This window comes from Rhizobium leguminosarum, assembly GCF_010668065.1.
GTDB classification, from domain to species: Bacteria; Pseudomonadota; Alphaproteobacteria; order Rhizobiales; family Rhizobiaceae; genus Rhizobium; species Rhizobium leguminosarum_S.
In genome coordinates this window covers 17,119-32,659 of record NZ_WUEN01000024.1, presented here as the reverse complement: position 1 = coordinate 32,659, position 15,541 = coordinate 17,119, and the positions used below count along the sequence as shown (strand labels likewise).

Genomic DNA, 15,541 nt, shown 5'->3' with positions numbered 1-15,541 from the left:
GGGGAGAAGAGGGAATCGAGACGCTGTGGCAAATCCCCTTCGCCCCAGCGGGGAGAAGGTGCCGGCAGGCGGATGAGGGGGCCACACCTGCAAACTACGCTGAAAACGAAAAACGGGCGCACGGCTTTCGCCGTCGCCCGTTCTATCGAAACGATCCGGTTCAGAGCAGGCTGTCGATGAGCTTCGACAAGGTGTCAACCGGCATGTCTCCAGAGTAGCGCTTGCCATTGATCAGGAAAGTCGGGGTGGCGTTGACGCCAAAATCCTTGGAACCTCTTTCCCGCGTGGCGTTCACTTCATCCAGAAGCTTCTGGTTCGTCAAGCATTTCGTGAAGCTATCCTCAGTAAATCCGGCAAGCTTCGACATCTGCAGCAGTGCGGCGCGGCCATCATCGGCGGCGGCCCAGACCTGCTGCTGCTTGAACAGCATGGAAACCATCGGGAAATACTGTTCAGGCGTGCTCAACTGCTCCGGATTGGAAGAATTGCAGCGGGCGAGCATGAAGGCTGCGGCGGCGCGCGGGTCGAAGGGGAATTCGCGGATGATGAACTGCACCTTGCCGCTGTCGACATATTTCTGCTTGATCGTGTCGAAGACGGTGTTGTGGAAATGGGCGCAATGCGGGCAGGTCATCGACATGTACTCGACGATCTTGACCGGGGCATCGGCCTTGCCGAGCGCCATTTCCGGCAGCACGCCGGGCTTCAGCACCTCAGCCATGTCGACATCGCCGTCGGACTCCGGCATTTCGGTCGCCGAGGTGGCGGCCGTCTGCATGGTGTCGACATTGGTGCCATCAGCCATGGTCTTGCCGGAGGACGAAGCATCGGCAGCGTCCTTGCTGTCATTGCAGGCGACAAGCGCTACGGCAGCTGCGGCGATGGCGATACCGCTGAGCAGGCGGCGTTTCGTCAGTTGCATTTCGGACATCTGCATGGATTCCCCATAACTAATGATATTGACGGCATGACTGTGCGATATAACGGCTGGCGGCCACTCACAAGGCACGGTTGGCCAACTTCCTTCAAAGAATTGTGACCGCGGGACGACCGCCGACCAAAAATTGCGAGATTGGTCCGCCTGCAGATTTTACCGGTAGATATCGTGGCGGCTGCCCACCCCGTATCGGCTGGTCGATGAAACTCAGTTGTCCACCCCGTAACGCGCCGTCAGCTCGGCCAGCGGCACGGTATCGCCCTCACCCCGACGAAGTTCTTCGAGGCGCCTTTCGGCAAGATAGACATCTTCCAGATCGTCGAGATGCGCGACGATGGCTTGCCGCGCATAGAAGCTCTTGCTGCGGCCGGTACGCCTCGAAAGCTCAATCAGCCGCGCTTCGATATCAGGGGGCAACTGCAAGACCAGCATGATTTTTCTCCCGTCTGCTCTGCAAGTATGGCATCCGAGGCGTTCGATCGCCAGTGCCTCTACACCGCCGAGGAATATTCAAGAGGTTAGCGTCAAGGTTCGGTGACGATGTCGAGGATCAGCGTCGCTAGCGGCTGCCCGGAGCCCGCAAAGCTCTCGATCATGGCCTCGATGACACGTTCACGATCAAGCACTTCGGCATTGAATGGCAGGCCGACATGCCGGGCCAGAAGCGCGAGAAAGGTCAATTGGGTGCGGCCATTGCCTTCACGGAACGGGTGGATGGCGTTAATTTCGGCAAGGAGGTGCGCCGCCTGAGCCGCAAAGCCAGCCGGTGTCAGCCCCTCGAAATAATCCGCCTGGGCCAGCTCCTGGAAAATCCGATTGAGCTCTTTCGCGATGAATTCCGGGTAGCAGAACCAGTTGCCACCTTTACCGATACGGATGGTGCGAATCTCACCGGCCCAATCGTAAACGTCCTGGAACAGGTGGTGATGAAGGGCGAGATAGTGAGTGACATCCAGATAGCCCTCCGGCCAAGGTTCTTCCGAGCGGAGCACGAACATCGTTGTCTCGAACTCGTCGAGCTCGCTCTGGTCCGTGAGGTCCAGTTTGTTGCGGAGCACGGTCGTGCCCGGATAACAGAGGGGATCGGATTCGGCGGTATAGACCAACGCCTAGGCGGACTTGCGCGTGAACTGTGCGCGGATCGCCTGGCGGCGTTCTTCGGGCGGCTGATCCTTGGTCTCGGCGAGGAGCTTGCGCATACGCGGGCTGAGGACCAAGCCTTCAACCGCACTGATCTTTTCGGCACCGGCCTGGGTCAGGCCGCCGGTCTTGGCGTTACGGGTCAACTTGGGTGTTTTGCTAGTCATGAGTCAAAATCTAGCACGACCTTACGCGGATCAGCAAAAGGAATTCGCTTAGCTGAAGTCAACGCTCATGATTCACGGCAAGTACAGTTCAGGCTGGGGACCCATGACCGTAAAGGGTTAGCGTTGATTCCCCCGCTTCCCCATCACCGCCGTGCCCAAGCGCTGGATTGCCTGGCGCAGCTTGTCGTTCTCGATGCCCTCCATCATGCCTTCGAGCTTGCGGGCGGCTTCGCCTTTCAGCGGCGGCGGGGTGCGGGAGCGGCGGATGGCTTGTGAGACCGGCTTCTGGACGATGCGGATCTGGTGGACGGCGGCAAAGCCGAAGAAGCTGTTGATGCGCTGGATGAGTTCGCCCTGGGCATGGGTGAGGAAGAGCGCACGCGCGCCCTCGCAGGCAATCGTCAGCACGCCGGGGCGGAAGCCGCCGGTCTCATCGCCGCCGCGGGCCCATGCGATTTTTTCCGGCCGGGTGCAATCGGCGAAATCCTCGCCGGCGATTTCGCTCCACGAGCCGAGCAGCGCCGTGTTGATGCCGGCGCGCCTCGCAAGCACGGGATCGATCAGCCCGTTCGCCAGCTCGGAGATCTGCTTTGCACCTTTGCGTGGATAACTCATCGAAACCCTTCGGCGACGCCGCCAATTCGCATGCCAATTCGCACAGGCGACTTGATCGCGCGGCATTGCTTCGCCAAGTATAGGCACTTCCCCCCATCGCGGCAAATCATGACGATCACCACACTCGACACGCCCTTAGCCAAGCCCCTGCTCGACTGGTACGATCGCCACCACCGCGACCTGCCCTGGCGCGTTTCGCCCGGCATGGCGGCCCGCGGCGTCAAGGCCGACCCCTATCGCGTCTGGCTGTCCGAGGTGATGCTGCAGCAGACGACGGTGCAGGCGGTCAAACCCTATTTCGAGCGGTTTCTGCAGCGCTGGCCCGATGTGACCGATCTTGCCGCAGCTGAAAACGACGCGGTGATGGCCGCCTGGGCGGGGCTTGGCTATTACGCCCGGGCCCGCAACCTGAAGAAATGCGCCGAAGCGGTGGCGAACGAGCATGGCGGCATCTTTCCCGATACCGAAGAGGGCCTCAAGTCGCTGCCCGGCATCGGCGACTATACGGCCGCGGCCGTTGCGGCCATCGCCTTCAACCGGCAGGCGGCTGTCATGGACGGCAATGTCGAGCGGGTGATCTCCAGGCTCTATGCCATCGCCACGCCGCTTCCAGGCGCGAAGCCGGCGATGAAGGAGAAAGTGGCGCTGCTGACGCCCGCCGATCGGCCCGGCGATTTCGCCCAGGCAATGATGGATCTGGGTGCCACGATCTGCACGCCGAAGCGGCCGGCCTGTTCGCTCTGTCCGTTCCGCGGGGCGTGCCAGGCGCTGAAACTCTCCGATCCCGAACTCTTTCCGGTCAAGGCGGCGAAGAAGGAGAAGCCGGTCAGATACGGCGCAGCCTTCATCGCGGTAACAGGTGATGGCGAAATCCTGCTGCGGCGGCGCATCGACAGCGGCCTGCTCGGCGGCATGACCGAGGTGCCGACGACGGCGTGGACGGCGCGCATCGACGGCGAGACCTCGGCTGCCGCCGCCCCCTTCGATGCGGCATGGCAGGCCTCTGGCACCGTCGTCCATGTCTTCACCCATTTCGAACTCAGGCTTTCGATCTGGCGTGCGGCAATCGCTGCCAAGGTCGGCACGAATGACGGATGGTGGGAGCCGGTTACAAATCTTGAAGCCCAGGCCTTACCAACAATCATGAAAAAAGCGATCGCAGCGGCTATTCCTCTCGCGTTTAAAACATCCAAGGGATGACCATGACCACCGACATAAGACATATCGTTTTCGACATCGGCAAAGTCCTTATTCATTACGATCCGCATCTTCCCTTCAGCCGCCTCATTCCCGATGAGACCGAGCGCAACTGGTTCTTCGCCAATATCTGCACCCATGACTGGAACATCGAACAGGACCGCGGCCGCACCTGGGCGGAGGCCGAAGCGCTGCTGATCGAACAGCATCCTGCCCGCGAGGAGCATATCCGCGCCTTCCGCAAATATTGGCATGAGATGGTGCCGCACGCTTATGACGACAGCGTCGCGATCATGGAAGGGCTGATTGCCGAAGGGCGCGACGTGACAATGCTGACCAACTTCGCCTCCGACACCTTCCGCGAGGCGCAGGCGCGCTTCCCCTTCCTCAACCTACCACGCGGCGTCACCGTTTCCGGCGATGTCGGCCTGATCAAGCCCGATATCGCCATCTACGAGACGCATACGAAAAGTTTCGGCCTCGATCCCGCTGCGACAATCTTCATCGACGACGCGCCTGTTAATGTCGAAGGCGCCAAGGCTTTCGGCTGGAATGCAGTGCTGTTTTCAGGCGCGGACAAATTGCGCAGCGATCTCGCCGGCTATGGGGTGAAGGTCTGAGACCCATGGCTTTCGACCCCGCAGAAGAAATCGAACGTTTTCACGCCGCCATCAACGTCCTCGATTTTCCCACCATCGAGGCCTATTTCGCCGAGGATGCGACCTATGTCTCGAACGGCGTCGGCGATCTCACCGGCCGCGCCGAAATCATGGCTGCCTTCCGGCGTTATTTCGACGACTATCCCGATCAGACGGCGGAAAACTCGCTGGTGGAAACGTTGACGCCGCTCTCCGGCCGGTCGGTCTGGTCGGTGCGCGCCACCCACAGCAAGACGGGCAAGCCGCTGATCCGCGAGGGCGAGGAGACCATCACCTTCAACGCGGAAGGCCGCGTCACACGGGTGGACGTCACCGATTACCAGGAGTTCTGATCGGGATTTCTTGTTTTACGCATTCCGGACGCAAAACCGCTGCACACTTTTGCTGGAATTGCTCTGAAAAGAGGACGCCCGGGTTTGACCCCGGGCGCCTTGGTCTTCTTCCGCAACTGGAGGGAAATCGGAAGAAGGTATCTCGATCCGTAGAGGCGTTGCTCACTCCGCCTTTGCCAGATCACTGCGGATGACGGACCTGAGATCGTCGATCGGGCGCAGGGACTGCCCGTCTTCGAAATGCCAGAAGGTCCATCCGTTGCATGCATCGAGACCCTGCACCTTGGCACCGAGACGATGAATAGAGCCGGCCTCGCCGCCTGAAGCTACCGTGCCGTCGGCGCGGACAATCGCGCTATAGCGGCGCTTGGCGTCGGTCAGCACCTGACCGGGCTTGATCAGGCCGCTTTCAACAAGCACGTTGAAGGCGACGCGAACTTCGGCCTTCTTACCGGTCATGACGGTCAGTTCCGCCTTGCCGAGCGGCTCGACGGCGGCGATGCGGGCCGAGGCCGCATCGATATAATCCTGTTCGCGCTCGATGCCGACGAAGTGACGGCCGAGACGTTTGGCGACGGCGCCCGTCGTTCCCGAGCCGAAGAACGGATCGAGCACGATATCGCCGGGCTTGGTCGAGGCCATGATGACGCGGGCGAGCAGCGCTTCCGGCTTCTGCGTCGGATGCGCCTTCTTGCCGTCCTCGCCCTTCAGCCGTTCGCTGCCGTTGCAGATCGGGAACAGCCAATCGGAGCGCATCTGCACGTCGTCATTGGCAGCCTTCAGCGCATCGTAGTTGAAGGTATAGCCCTTGGCCTTGGCGCTGGGGCTTGCCCAGATCATCGTCTCATGGGCGTTCTGGAAACGGCGGCCCTTGAAATTCGGCATCGGGTTGGTCTTGCGCCAGATGATGTCGTTGAGGATCCAGAAATTCAGATCCTGCAGTGTGGCGCCGACGCGGAAGATATTGTGGTAGGAGCCGATCACCCAGATCGAGCCTGTCGGCTTCAGCACCCGCCGGCAAGCCAGCAGCCAGGCGCGGGTGAAGGCATCATAGGCCTCGAAGGAGGCGAACTGATCCCATTCGTCGTCGACCGCATCGACCAGCGACTGGTCGGGACGATGCAGCGTTCCGCCGAGCTGGAGATTATACGGCGGGTCGGCAAAGATGATGTCGACGGAGTGGCTGGGCAAAGCTTCAAGGGCGCTGACGCAATCGCCCTTGATGATCGTGTCGACCCAAGAAGCCGGCCAGGAATCCGACCGGGATCCCGGCCGGGAATCCGACTTGACGGAAGCCTTGAGGTCGGCAAGCGGAAAAACTGATGCCATTCTGATACTCACTCATACGCTCTACGCTTAACTGTCCGTTATGGTTACGCAACTTAGTTACCAAAGCCTGAAGCGGTGGCCGATTTCGGGAATTTATTCGGGTGGCCGATGAGTTAGCGGCAGACTTTGCCGGCGCCGGCCGGCTGCCGAGCGGCGACAAGAATGCCGCCGCCGGCGATCAGGCGGCGTCGTGAACCTTGCGGCTGTCCGCCGGCGCTTCGTCGCGTTCGAACATGCCGTAATCGCGGATGACACTGGCGATCCGCAGACGGTAATCGGCGAAGATGCCGCCGCGTCCGGCCTGCTGGGCAGCCCGGTGAGACTCGAGATTGCGCCATTCCTTGACCGCCTCCTCATCGCGGAAGAAGGAGAGCGACAGCAGCTTGCCGCGGGTCGTCAGGCTCTCGAAACGCTCGATCGAAATGAAGCCGTCGATCTTTTCGAGTTCGCCGCGCAGCTCGCCGGCGAGATCCAGATATTTGTGGCGTTCGCCCATATAGGGCACGACTTCGAAGATGACGGCGATCATGGCAGCACCAGCTTGGCGTGAGGAGCGGAGACATTTTTGAGGAAGATACGATCCTCCTTCAGGATGAAGCCTTCGCGTCTGGCAAATTCATAATTCTCACGGCCGAGCGGGTCGGAAGCCAGCCTGGCGCGATAGGCTTCGTAGGCGGCAAGGCTCTCGATATTGTAGACGCCGTAAGCGGTCGTTGCCGATCCCTCATGCGGGCCGTAATAGCCGATCAGGTCGGCGCCGTTTCGCGGGATCGCCTGGCCCCAGTTGCGGGCATATTCGGCAAAAGCCTCCTTCTTGAAGGGGTCGATCTCATAACGGATGAAGCAGGTGATCATATCGTTTCTCCTTTGGCTCTTCACCCGTTTTCGCACATTGCCTGTCGGCGATGCTTCGGTTACGATCGAAGTATGAAGGAAGGTCCTGACATTGCGCAGATCGGCGCGCTCATCGGCGATCCGGCGCGTGCCAACATGCTGGCGGCACTCACCGGCGGCCGGGCGCTGACGGCGACCGAGCTTGCCGGCGTCGGCGGCATCACCGTGCAGACGGCGAGCACGCATCTCGCCAAGCTCGAGGCCGGCGGGTTGCTAACCCAGCGCAAGCAGGGACGCCACCGCTATTTCACGCTGGCCGACGAGGCCGTCGCTCGGCTGATCGAAAGCATGATGGGCTTTGCAGCCGGACGCGGCCATCTGCGCCACCAGCCGGGACCGAAGGAGCCGGCGCTGCGCAAGGCGCGCATCTGCTATGATCACCTTGCCGGCGATTACGGCGTGCGCATGCTCGACAGCCTGATTGCCTCCGGCTCGATCGACGCGGTCGGCGATGGGCTGGCGCTGACGGAAAAGGGCGAAAGCGATCTCAAATGCATCGGCATCGATGTTAGCGACCTCAGATCGTCGCGGCGGCCGCTCTGCCGCTCCTGCCTCGACTGGAGCGAAAGACGCGCGCATCTGGCCGGCAGCCTCGGCAAGGCCCTGCTCTCAAGCTTCCTCGACAAAGGCTGGGCGCGGCGCACGGCGGAAAGCCGCTCGATCATTTTCTCTCCGGAAGGCGATCGGCAGTTTCTGATGCTTTTCCCGGTCGATCCGTAGGTTATTGCGGATCTGCAAGACGGTCCGAGGCAGCATTCAGCCCCTCACCCACCTGCCCTCTTTTCATCTTCCTGCCGCACATGCGCCCGCAATGCCGCCAGGGTCAGCGCCAGCGCCGCGTGATTGCTCTCGGCTTCACCGATCACGCTTTCATCCTCCCGGATCTCGCGCAGCTGCGCACCGTAAAGCGAGTCCTCCGGTGTCTGGCGACCGCGGGCAAGGTGCCAAACCGCATCCGGCCGGACTTCCCGGCACAGGTCGATGGCGTGATTGACGTCGTGTGTGAAGGGTCGCGCCATCAGGAAGCCGTGCTCTGACTTGATGCTGCTCGGCATGTAGTCGTGAGGACCGTCGAAATCGTTGGGCTCGGCCGGCCGGAGTTGCTTCAACAGAAAGGCACAGGTGATGAAGGCGTCGATCCGGCTGTCGGGCATGTCAGTCTTTTCCAGGGTTTCGATAATATCCTCGATCGTCATACAGTCTTCCTCTTCATCCATTCTTTGGCATGCCGCTTCTCCCTCTTCCCAATAGCGGCGGTGGCCTCCTCCTCAATCGCCATCTAGTGCATGAGATTGCCAAAGGTAGTCCTGGGGACGCGGTTAGCCTGACATGACGCGGATTTGATGGATGTGGCGCTGTCCTGGACGAAGGCGCACACCCCATCGCGCAATCATCTTCCGGTGTTCGAAGGTGCCGCTGCGAGCATCCACTTGACGCACAAAGAGCTCAACCTTTTGTCGAAAGTGAAATATAAACTGCAACCTGTTGTTTTCACGCCGCTAACCGACATGGCGCTGAGAAAATAATTAAGCATGTTCGGCTACTCTCACCTTCTGAATTAACGAGAGAGCCCTGTCATGGCGTCGATCCAGCATAAGATCATCATTGCGAGCATCGCGATTTTCGCCCTGGCGGGTGGCGCCACGGGTGTCGGCATCTGGTCGGCGTCGATCCTCTCCGAAAACAACGCCGAGGTTGCCCGGTCGGCCCAAATTCTGCGCAACCACATGCAGGCCGACATGATGCATGACGCGCTGCGCTCGGATGCGCTCGCATCATTGCTGGCGTCCAATCCGGCAGCAGCCATAGACGCTGCCGCGGTGAAGGCCGACCTGGCGGAGCATGAGGCGTCGTTCCGCGAGATGCTTGACGCCAACAAGGCTCTTGCCGCCGACGACAAGACGAAAACGATCCTTGCCAGCGTCGAACGTCCCCTGCTTGCCTATATCGCAAGCGCTACCGAGATCATCGAACTTGCCGGTAAGGACCCCACGGCAGCTTTGAAGGCATTGCCGGAGTTCATGGCGCAGTTCTCGACGCTGGAAGCGGCGATGGAACAGGCCGGCGATCAGATCAGCGCTGCATCCGAGGAAATTTCCAATCGCAGCTCTGATATAAAGGCATCGGTTGATATTGTTTTGGAAGCCCTTTTGGCTTCGGCCGCGCTCTTCGCCTTTGGTCTCTATTTCCTCACCCGCAAGACCATCACCAAGCCGATCCTTTCGCTTTCCGGCGATATGCAAAGGCTCGCCGGCGGTGACACGGCGATTGCCTGCACCGGGATTGGCCGCACCGATGAAATCGGAATGATGGCATCGGCCGTCGAAGTCTTCCGCCAGGCGGCGATTGCCAACAAGCAACTCGAAAAAGATGCCGAGACCGCTCGATTGCAGGGCGAAACCGAGCGAGTCACGGCCCGCAAGCAGGCTGACGAAGATGCAGCCGAACGGCTGCGGGCGGCGACATCAGGCCTCGCCGCAGGCCTGAAGAGACTTGCATCCGGCGATCTCGCCTTCCAGATCGACGAGCCCTTCGCCCCGGACTTTGAAAACCTCCGGCATGATTTCAACATGTCGATCCGGCAGCTCGATCAGACGCTCAGTGCGATCGCGGCCGCCATTGCCGCCATCGACGAAGGCACGCGGGAAATCGCATCCGGTGCCGACGATCTGTCGAAACGAACCGAACAGCAGGCGGCCTCGCTCGAAGAAACCGCCGCAGCGCTCGATCAGATCACCGCCAATGTCTCGAACTCGAGCAAGCGGACCGACGAGGCACGCACTGAAGCGACCGATGCAAACCGCAATGCCGCCAAGTCTTCCGAGGTCGTGTCGCATGCCGAAGAAGCAATGCGCCGCATCGAGGCCTCGTCGCAGCAGATCTCCAGCATTATCGGCGTGATCGACGAGATCGCCTTCCAGACCAATCTGCTGGCGCTGAACGCCGGCGTCGAAGCGGCGCGCGCCGGCGACGCGGGCAAGGGCTTTGCGGTGGTCGCCCAGGAAGTCCGCGAGCTCGCCCAGAGATCGGCTCAGGCGGCAAAGGAAATCAAAGGCCACATCCAGAAATCATCGGTGGAAGTGGAAAGCGGCGTCAAGCTGGTTCTCGACACCAGCCAGGTTCTGAAGGCGATCAGCGAACAGATTGCCCGCATCAATCAGCACATGGATGCAATCGCCGTATCGGCAAGAGAGCAGTCCACTGGCCTTGCCGAAGTCAACACCGCCGTCAACTCCATGGACCAGGTGACCCAGCAGAACGCGGCGATGGTGGAGCAATCCACCGCGGCATCCGGCCAGCTTGCCGAGGAAGCTGCCAAGCTGCGTGAACTCGTTTCCCGGTTCAGGCTTCGGGCGACGGCTTCGACGCAATCTGCAACTGGACGCCGGGGTGGGCAGCTGGCGGCCTGACGGCTTCTATCTGCCTGCCATTGTTCATTCCCAAGTCAACCCGACACGACCGGCTCCGGCAGCAACGCCTGAGCCGGTCGCTTGCCGCATCGCAGCCATGCTTGAGATCTGGTTGAGCTTTGGCCGGGCATCGTGTAAAGCCGCAGCATTCCCGGACAAGACCCAGACTTCCAGCCCAGACTTTCAGCAAGGCGTGAACATATGGACGGCTTCGACCTCATCATCTTCGACTGCGACGGCGTTCTCGTCGATTCGGAAATCATCGCGGCGGAAGTCGAATCCGCGCTTCTGACAGAGGCCGGATATCCGATCGACGCCGAGGAAATGGGCGAGCGCTTCGCCGGCATGACCTGGCGCAACATCCTGCTGCAGATCGAGCGCGAGGCAAGCATCCCGTTTTCGGCCTCCCTGCTCGACAAGTCGGAGCATATGCTCGACCTCAGGCTGGCGCAGGACGTCCAGGCCATCCCAGGCGTCGAATTTGCCGTCTCCAGGCTGCCGATCAAGCGCTGCATCTGCTCGAATTCGAGCACCAAGCGGCTCGACATGATGCTGACCAAAGTGGGGCTGAAGCCGCTGTTTGCGCCGAACATCTTTTCCGCCAAGGATCTTGGCCCCGACCGCGTCAAGCCGAAGCCCGACATCTTCCTGCACGGCGCAAGCCAGATGGGCGTTTCGCCTGACAAGGTTGTCGTGGTCGAGGATTCCGTCCACGGCGTGCATGCGGCGCGCGCCGCCGGCATGCGCGTCATCGGTTTTACCGGCGCCTCGCACAGCTATCCCGCCCATGCCGACAAATTGACGGATGCCGGCGCCGAAACGGCAATCTCCCGCATGAACGACCTGCCGGGCGTCGTCGCCGCATTGGCGGCCTGGGACAACGTTCTCTGAACGCTTCAGGCCCGCGATCCGTGGGCTGTGTGGAGACCATTTCATGGTTTCTCCCCACTGCTGTCCCGTTCGCGCCGATGGCTGCCCCTCACCCTAACCCTACCGGGGTCGAGCCACTCGTCTCGACCCGTCCTCCGGACCCCCGTAAACGGGTAGAGGGGACGTGCCAAACGCAGCGTAGAGGTGGAGGGAGCCGGTGCGGCATATCCCCTTCTCCCCGCAGGCGGGGGTCCGAAGGACGGGTCGAGACACGTGGCTCGACCCAGGCAGAGATGGCGGCAGCCGTATGAGGGGCTGATGTCGGGTCGAAGCCCGAATTGCTTAGCTGCTCTTCTTGGTCTTTGCCGGCTGGGTGTCGAAGCCGATATTGACGCGCACCAGGGCGCCGGAGCCGACCGGCATCGTGATGCCGTCCTTGCGGAAGATGACCTGCGTGCCCGGCGCACCCGCGGGGATTTCGGTCGCGAACTTGGTGACCTCGGAATAGAGCACGGTCTCGCCATCGATGACGGAGATGCGGATCGGCAGCGTCAGCGGGCCTGGCGTACCGGCCGGGCCGGTGATCAGGCGCAGCTGGGCAACGACCGTCATCGTCAGGTTCGTGTCGTTCAACGTGCACTGGCGGGTGTAGTCGCCGAAGGAGGCCTGGTAGACGATCTGCTGCGGATCGTCCTTCTTGCCCTTGGCATAGGTGCGGAAGATCGCATCCTGGTCACGCATGAAGATCTGCGGGCAGGCGCCCTGGACGACGGGGGCGACCGTGCCCTGCGCCGTCGTGGCGGTGCCGATCGAAGGATTGTTCGAGGATGGGTTGGCCGGCGCCAGCGGCATGATCTGGGCGGTGCCGTTCGGCTGGGTCGCCGGCGTCGCCGGCTTGCTGTCGCCACCTATGCCGAGCGAGTTGCAACCGGTAAGCAGGGCAAGAAAAGATGCGGAGACGATGAGACGCGAGACCTTGCCGAGCACCATATTCCATCCCTTGTATAAGCGCTTCTTGGAGGCCCCATGTCTTTTCCGCGGGGCCTTTCACGACGGTTTGCGATGGTCTATATCAGCGGCGCAAACAAAAATCGATTGGGTAAGCGCCGTTTTGATGCACTTTTCACCGCCGGATGCGGGCAACTTCAACAAGATACCTGAAATGGCACGCCGGCAGGACGGCCCCTTCACGCTTTCCGGCGAATCTCGCCACCACCGCGCCCAGCCAGACTTCTTCCAGCAATAAGATCAAAGGATGACGAACGTGGATTATATCTCGACCCGCGGCGAGGCCCCTTCCCTCGGCTTTTGCGACGCCCTTTTGACCGGGCTGGCGCGCGATGGCGGGCTCTATGTTCCGCGCAAATGGCCGAGCTTTTCCAAGAAGGAGATCCGCGCGCTCCGCGGCAAGACCTATCAGGAGATCGCCTTCACCATCCTGTCGCCCTTCACCAATGGCGAGATCCCCGACGACACGTTCCGGGCGATGATCGACGAGGCCTACGGCACTTTCCGCCATCCGGCGATCGCGCCGCTCGTCCAGACCGGGCCGAACAGCTTCGTCATGGAGCTCTTCCACGGCACGACGCTTGCCTTCAAGGACGTGGCGATGCAACTGCTTGCCCGGCTGATGGACTATGCGCTGGAAAAACGCGGCGAGCGGGCGACGATCGTCGGCGCCACCTCGGGCGACACCGGCGGGGCCGCGATCGACGCCTTCGCCGGCCGAGAGCGCACCGACATCTTCATCCTTTTCCCGCATGGCAAGGTCTCGCCGGTGCAGCAGCGGCAGATGACCACCTCGCCGTCAGCCAATGTGCATGCGCTTGCCGTCGAGGGCAATTTCGACGATTGCCAGAACCTCGTGAAAGCGATGTTCAACGACGTGACCTTCCGCGACAAGGTCCGACTTTCCGGCGTTAACTCGATCAACTGGGCGCGCATCATGGCCCAGATCGTCTATTATTTCACGGCCGCCGTGGCGCTCGGCGGCCCCGACCGGAAGATCTCGTTCACGGTGCCGACCGGCAATTTCGGCGATATCTTCGCCGGCTACTGCGCCAAGCGCATGGGCCTGCCGATCGACCGGCTGGTGATCGCCACCAACGAGAACGACATCCTGGCGCGGACCCTAAAGACCGGCCGCTACGACATGAAGGCGGTCAAGGCGACGAGTTCGCCGTCGATGGACATCCAGATCTCCTCGAACTTCGAACGGCTGCTGTTCGAAGCCTATGACCGCGACGCCTCGAAAGTGCGCGCGGCGATGGAAAGCCTCAAGCAATCCAACGGCTTCGAGATCGGCGAACAGGCGCTGAAGGCGATCCGTCGCGACTTCCGCGCCGGGCGCGCCAGCGAAAGCCAAGTCGCCGAGACGATCCGCAAGACCCATGCCGAGACCGGTTATCTGCTGGATCCGCATTCGGCGATCGGCGTCTTCGTCGCTGCCAAGAAAGAAAAGCCGAATACGCCGATGGTGACGCTTTCGACCGCGCATCCGGCGAAATTCCCCGTCGCCGTAAAATCCGCCAGCGGTATTGACCCGGCGCTTCCGACGTGGCTTGCTGATCTGATGCAAAGGGAGGAGCGTTTCCAGATCATCAAACCGGAGCTGAAAGCCGTTGAAACCTTTATCGGCAAGCACGCCCGCGGCGAGACGACAGCAGGCGCAGAAAGATAGCCAATGACAGTTGAGTGCACCCGGCTGAAATCCGGGCTGACAGTAGTCACAGAGACCATGCCGCATCTTGAAAGCGTTGCGCTCGGAGTCTGGATCAAATCGGGATCGCGTAACGAGACGGACAACGAGCACGGCATCGCTCACCTGCTCGAACACATGGCCTTCAAGGGCACGGCGCGCCGCACGGCCCGCCAGATTGCCGAGGAAATCGAGGATGTCGGCGGCGAAGTCAATGCCGCGACCTCGACCGAGACGACCTCCTATTACGCCCGCGTGCTCAAGGACTACGTGCCGCTCGCCGTCGATATCCTCGCCGACATCCTGACGGAATCGGCCTTCGAGGAAGAGGAACTGGAGCGCGAGAAGCAGGTGATCCTGCAGGAGATCAACGCCGCCAACGACACGCCCGACGACGTGGTGTTCGACCGGTTCTCCGAGGTCGCCTATCGCGACCAGACGCTCGGCCGGGCGATCCTCGGCACGCCGGAGACCGTCGTCTCCTTCACGCCGCAGCAGATCCGTGGCTATCTCAGCCGCAACTACACGACCGACCGCATGTTCGTGGTCGCCACCGGCGCCGTCGAACATGAAGAATTCCTGCGCATGGTCGAGGATCGTTTCGCCAGCCTGCCGACGGCCCCTTCCGCGCCGCCCGTCATGGAGCCGGCGCGTTATATCGGCGGCAGCGTGCGTGAACCGCGCGACCTGATGGACGCGCAGATCCTGCTCGGCTTCGAAGGCAAGCCCTACCACGCCCGCGATTTCTACTGCTCGCAGATCCTCGCCAATATCCTTGGCGGCGGCATGTCCTCCAGGCTCTTCCAGGAGGTGCGCGAGTTCCGCGGCCTCTGTTATTCAGTCTATGCCTTCCACTGGGGCTTTTCCGACACCGGCATCTTCGGCATTCATGCCGCAACCGGCGGCGAAAACCTGCCGGAGCTGGTGCCCGTCATCATCGACGAGCTGCACAAGTCGGCCGATGCGATCCACCAGAAGGAAATCGAGCGCGCCCGCGCCCAGATCCGCGCCCAGCTGTTGATGGGTGCGGAAAGCCCGGCTGCCCGCGCCGGCCAGATCGCCAGGCAGATGATGCTTTACGGCCGGCCGATCTCCAATCCGGAGATGATGGAGCGGCTGGAAGGCATCACCATCGAGCGGCTGACCGACCTCGCCGGCCGGCTGTTCTATGACACGGTGCCGACGCTTTCGGCGATCGGTCCGTTGGAACAGCTCGCGCCGATGGAAGACATCACTGCCTCGCTTTCGGTGCCGGCGTCGAAGACGCTGCAGGCAAGCCGCTGAGCCGACGTC

19 protein-coding genes are annotated in these 15,541 nt (G+C 61.6%); 9 read left to right on the top strand and 10 right to left on the bottom strand.

The window, feature by feature from the left end:
• Positions 1-160: 160 nt before the first annotated feature.
• From GR198_RS34050 to GR198_RS34030, 5 genes are all read right to left on the bottom strand, one after another.
• Positions 161-931 carry a DsbA family protein gene (locus GR198_RS34050; RefSeq protein WP_017993213.1) on the bottom strand — a complete coding sequence of 257 codons (771 nt, stop codon included), beginning with the start codon at positions 929-931 and terminating at the stop codon, positions 161-163.
• A gap of 213 nt (positions 932-1,144) precedes the next feature.
• Positions 1,145-1,369 carry a type II toxin-antitoxin system RelB family antitoxin gene (gene relB / locus GR198_RS34045; protein WP_029872744.1) on the bottom strand — a complete coding sequence of 75 codons (225 nt, stop codon included), beginning with the start codon at positions 1,367-1,369 and terminating at the stop codon, positions 1,145-1,147.
• A 92-nt stretch (positions 1,370-1,461) separates the two neighbouring features.
• Positions 1,462-2,043, bottom strand: a complete 582-nt coding sequence (locus GR198_RS34040) for a Fic/DOC family protein (RefSeq protein WP_029872743.1) — start codon at positions 2,041-2,043, stop codon at positions 1,462-1,464.
• A gap of 3 nt (positions 2,044-2,046) precedes the next feature.
• Positions 2,047-2,244 (bottom strand): hypothetical protein, encoded by a 198-nt coding sequence (locus GR198_RS34035; protein ID WP_028742821.1) that lies wholly within the window; start codon positions 2,242-2,244, stop codon positions 2,047-2,049.
• Positions 2,245-2,361: 117 nt separating this feature from the next.
• A complete protein-coding gene (locus GR198_RS34030; protein WP_011650811.1) occupies positions 2,362-2,859 on the bottom strand; it encodes a DUF721 domain-containing protein in 498 nt (165 codons plus the stop codon).
• Positions 2,860-2,967: 108 nt separating this feature from the next.
• Between GR198_RS34030 and mutY the strand changes: the two genes are divergently transcribed.
• Genes mutY through GR198_RS34015 form a run of 3 tightly spaced genes read left to right on the top strand, consistent with a single transcriptional unit; the run spans position 2,968 to position 5,047 of the window.
• Positions 2,968-4,059 carry an A/G-specific adenine glycosylase gene (gene mutY, locus GR198_RS34025; RefSeq protein ID WP_029872742.1) on the top strand — a complete coding sequence of 364 codons (1,092 nt, stop codon included), beginning with the start codon at positions 2,968-2,970 and terminating at the stop codon, positions 4,057-4,059.
• Positions 4,060-4,061: 2 nt separating this feature from the next.
• The gene (locus tag GR198_RS34020) at positions 4,062-4,676 is read left to right on the top strand and encodes an HAD family hydrolase (protein ID WP_029872741.1); all 615 of its coding nucleotides are present in this window, start codon (positions 4,062-4,064) and stop codon (positions 4,674-4,676) included.
• A 5-nt stretch (positions 4,677-4,681) separates the two neighbouring features.
• Entirely contained in the window at positions 4,682-5,047 is a 366-nt protein-coding gene (locus GR198_RS34015; protein WP_029872740.1) for a nuclear transport factor 2 family protein, read from the top strand.
• Between the two features lie 162 nt (positions 5,048-5,209).
• Here the strand turns inward: GR198_RS34015 and GR198_RS34010 are convergent, their stop codons facing one another.
• The 3 genes from GR198_RS34010 to GR198_RS34000 form a co-directional block, all read right to left on the bottom strand.
• Positions 5,210-6,376, bottom strand: a complete 1,167-nt coding sequence (locus GR198_RS34010) for a site-specific DNA-methyltransferase (protein WP_029872739.1) — start codon at positions 6,374-6,376, stop codon at positions 5,210-5,212.
• A gap of 178 nt (positions 6,377-6,554) precedes the next feature.
• Complete coding sequence (locus GR198_RS34005; protein ID WP_029872738.1) at positions 6,555-6,905, bottom strand: antibiotic biosynthesis monooxygenase family protein; 351 nt, start codon at positions 6,903-6,905, stop codon at positions 6,555-6,557.
• Positions 6,902-7,231, bottom strand: a complete 330-nt coding sequence (locus tag GR198_RS34000) for an NIPSNAP family protein (RefSeq protein WP_011650805.1) — start codon at positions 7,229-7,231, stop codon at positions 6,902-6,904. Before GR198_RS34000 ends, GR198_RS34005 begins: the two co-directional genes overlap by 4 nt.
• A 72-nt stretch (positions 7,232-7,303) precedes the next feature.
• On the opposite strand from GR198_RS34000, the gene GR198_RS33995 reads away from it, so the two are divergent.
• Positions 7,304-7,990, top strand: a complete 687-nt coding sequence (locus GR198_RS33995) for an ArsR/SmtB family transcription factor (RefSeq protein ID WP_164070385.1) — start codon at positions 7,304-7,306, stop codon at positions 7,988-7,990.
• 44 nt (positions 7,991-8,034) lie between these two features.
• Here the strand turns inward: GR198_RS33995 and GR198_RS33990 are convergent, their stop codons facing one another.
• Positions 8,035-8,466 (bottom strand): hypothetical protein, encoded by a 432-nt coding sequence (locus tag GR198_RS33990; RefSeq protein WP_029872735.1) that lies wholly within the window; start codon positions 8,464-8,466, stop codon positions 8,035-8,037.
• Positions 8,467-8,613: 147 nt separating this feature from the next.
• Between GR198_RS33990 and GR198_RS33985 the strand changes: the two genes are divergently transcribed.
• From GR198_RS33985 to GR198_RS33975, 3 genes are all read left to right on the top strand, one after another.
• On the top strand, positions 8,614-8,796 hold the full coding sequence (locus GR198_RS33985) for a hypothetical protein (RefSeq protein WP_164070384.1): 183 nt from the start codon (positions 8,614-8,616) through the stop codon (positions 8,794-8,796).
• A gap of 51 nt (positions 8,797-8,847) precedes the next feature.
• The gene (locus GR198_RS33980; RefSeq protein WP_164070383.1) at positions 8,848-10,680 is read left to right on the top strand and encodes a methyl-accepting chemotaxis protein; all 1,833 of its coding nucleotides are present in this window, start codon (positions 8,848-8,850) and stop codon (positions 10,678-10,680) included.
• 201 nt (positions 10,681-10,881) lie between these two features.
• Complete coding sequence (locus GR198_RS33975; RefSeq protein ID WP_017990554.1) at positions 10,882-11,571, top strand: HAD family hydrolase; 690 nt, start codon at positions 10,882-10,884, stop codon at positions 11,569-11,571.
• Positions 11,572-11,892: 321 nt separating this feature from the next.
• On the opposite strand, the gene GR198_RS33970 is transcribed toward GR198_RS33975, so the two are convergent.
• Positions 11,893-12,540: a hypothetical protein gene (locus GR198_RS33970; protein WP_164070382.1), complete on the bottom strand. Its 648-nt coding sequence runs from the start codon at positions 12,538-12,540 to the stop codon at positions 11,893-11,895.
• 265 nt (positions 12,541-12,805) lie between these two features.
• Here GR198_RS33970 and thrC point away from each other — a divergent pair, with 265 nt between their 5' ends.
• Both thrC and GR198_RS33960 read left to right on the top strand, forming a co-directional pair.
• Positions 12,806-14,230, top strand: coding sequence for a threonine synthase (thrC, locus tag GR198_RS33965; RefSeq protein ID WP_164070381.1), 1,425 nt, complete (start codon positions 12,806-12,808; stop codon positions 14,228-14,230).
• 3 nt (positions 14,231-14,233) lie between these two features.
• On the top strand, positions 14,234-15,532 hold the full coding sequence (locus GR198_RS33960; protein WP_029872730.1) for a M16 family metallopeptidase: 1,299 nt from the start codon (positions 14,234-14,236) through the stop codon (positions 15,530-15,532).
• The last annotated feature ends 9 nt before the right edge of the window (positions 15,533-15,541 follow it).

Bases quoted from the DNA above. Each gene is read 5' to 3' on its own strand.
- GR198_RS34050 (WP_017993213.1), bottom strand. From the start codon at position 931: ATGTCCGAAATGCAACTGACGAAACGCCGCCTGCTCAGCGGTATCGCC.
- relB (WP_029872744.1), bottom strand. From the start codon at position 1,369: ATGCTGGTCTTGCAGTTGCCCCCTGATATCGAAGCGCGGCTGATTGAG.
- GR198_RS34035 (WP_028742821.1), bottom strand. From the start codon at position 2,244: ATGACTAGCAAAACACCCAAGTTGACCCGTAACGCCAAGACCGGCGGC.
- GR198_RS34030 (WP_011650811.1), bottom strand. From the start codon at position 2,859: ATGAGTTATCCACGCAAAGGTGCAAAGCAGATCTCCGAGCTGGCGAAC.
- mutY (WP_029872742.1), top strand. From the start codon at position 2,968: ATGACGATCACCACACTCGACACGCCCTTAGCCAAGCCCCTGCTCGAC.
- GR198_RS34020 (WP_029872741.1), top strand. From the start codon at position 4,062: ATGACCACCGACATAAGACATATCGTTTTCGACATCGGCAAAGTCCTT.
- GR198_RS34015 (WP_029872740.1), top strand. From the start codon at position 4,682: ATGGCTTTCGACCCCGCAGAAGAAATCGAACGTTTTCACGCCGCCATC.
- GR198_RS34010 (WP_029872739.1), bottom strand. From the start codon at position 6,376: ATGGCATCAGTTTTTCCGCTTGCCGACCTCAAGGCTTCCGTCAAGTCG.
- GR198_RS34005 (WP_029872738.1), bottom strand. From the start codon at position 6,905: ATGATCGCCGTCATCTTCGAAGTCGTGCCCTATATGGGCGAACGCCAC.
- GR198_RS34000 (WP_011650805.1), bottom strand. From the start codon at position 7,231: ATGATCACCTGCTTCATCCGTTATGAGATCGACCCCTTCAAGAAGGAG.
- GR198_RS33995 (WP_164070385.1), top strand. From the start codon at position 7,304: ATGAAGGAAGGTCCTGACATTGCGCAGATCGGCGCGCTCATCGGCGAT.
- GR198_RS33990 (WP_029872735.1), bottom strand. From the start codon at position 8,466: ATGACGATCGAGGATATTATCGAAACCCTGGAAAAGACTGACATGCCC.
- GR198_RS33985 (WP_164070384.1), top strand. From the start codon at position 8,614: ATGGATGTGGCGCTGTCCTGGACGAAGGCGCACACCCCATCGCGCAAT.
- GR198_RS33980 (WP_164070383.1), top strand. From the start codon at position 8,848: ATGGCGTCGATCCAGCATAAGATCATCATTGCGAGCATCGCGATTTTC.
- GR198_RS33975 (WP_017990554.1), top strand. From the start codon at position 10,882: ATGGACGGCTTCGACCTCATCATCTTCGACTGCGACGGCGTTCTCGTC.
- GR198_RS33970 (WP_164070382.1), bottom strand. From the start codon at position 12,540: ATGGTGCTCGGCAAGGTCTCGCGTCTCATCGTCTCCGCATCTTTTCTT.
- thrC (WP_164070381.1), top strand. From the start codon at position 12,806: ATGACGAACGTGGATTATATCTCGACCCGCGGCGAGGCCCCTTCCCTC.
- GR198_RS33960 (WP_029872730.1), top strand. From the start codon at position 14,234: ATGACAGTTGAGTGCACCCGGCTGAAATCCGGGCTGACAGTAGTCACA.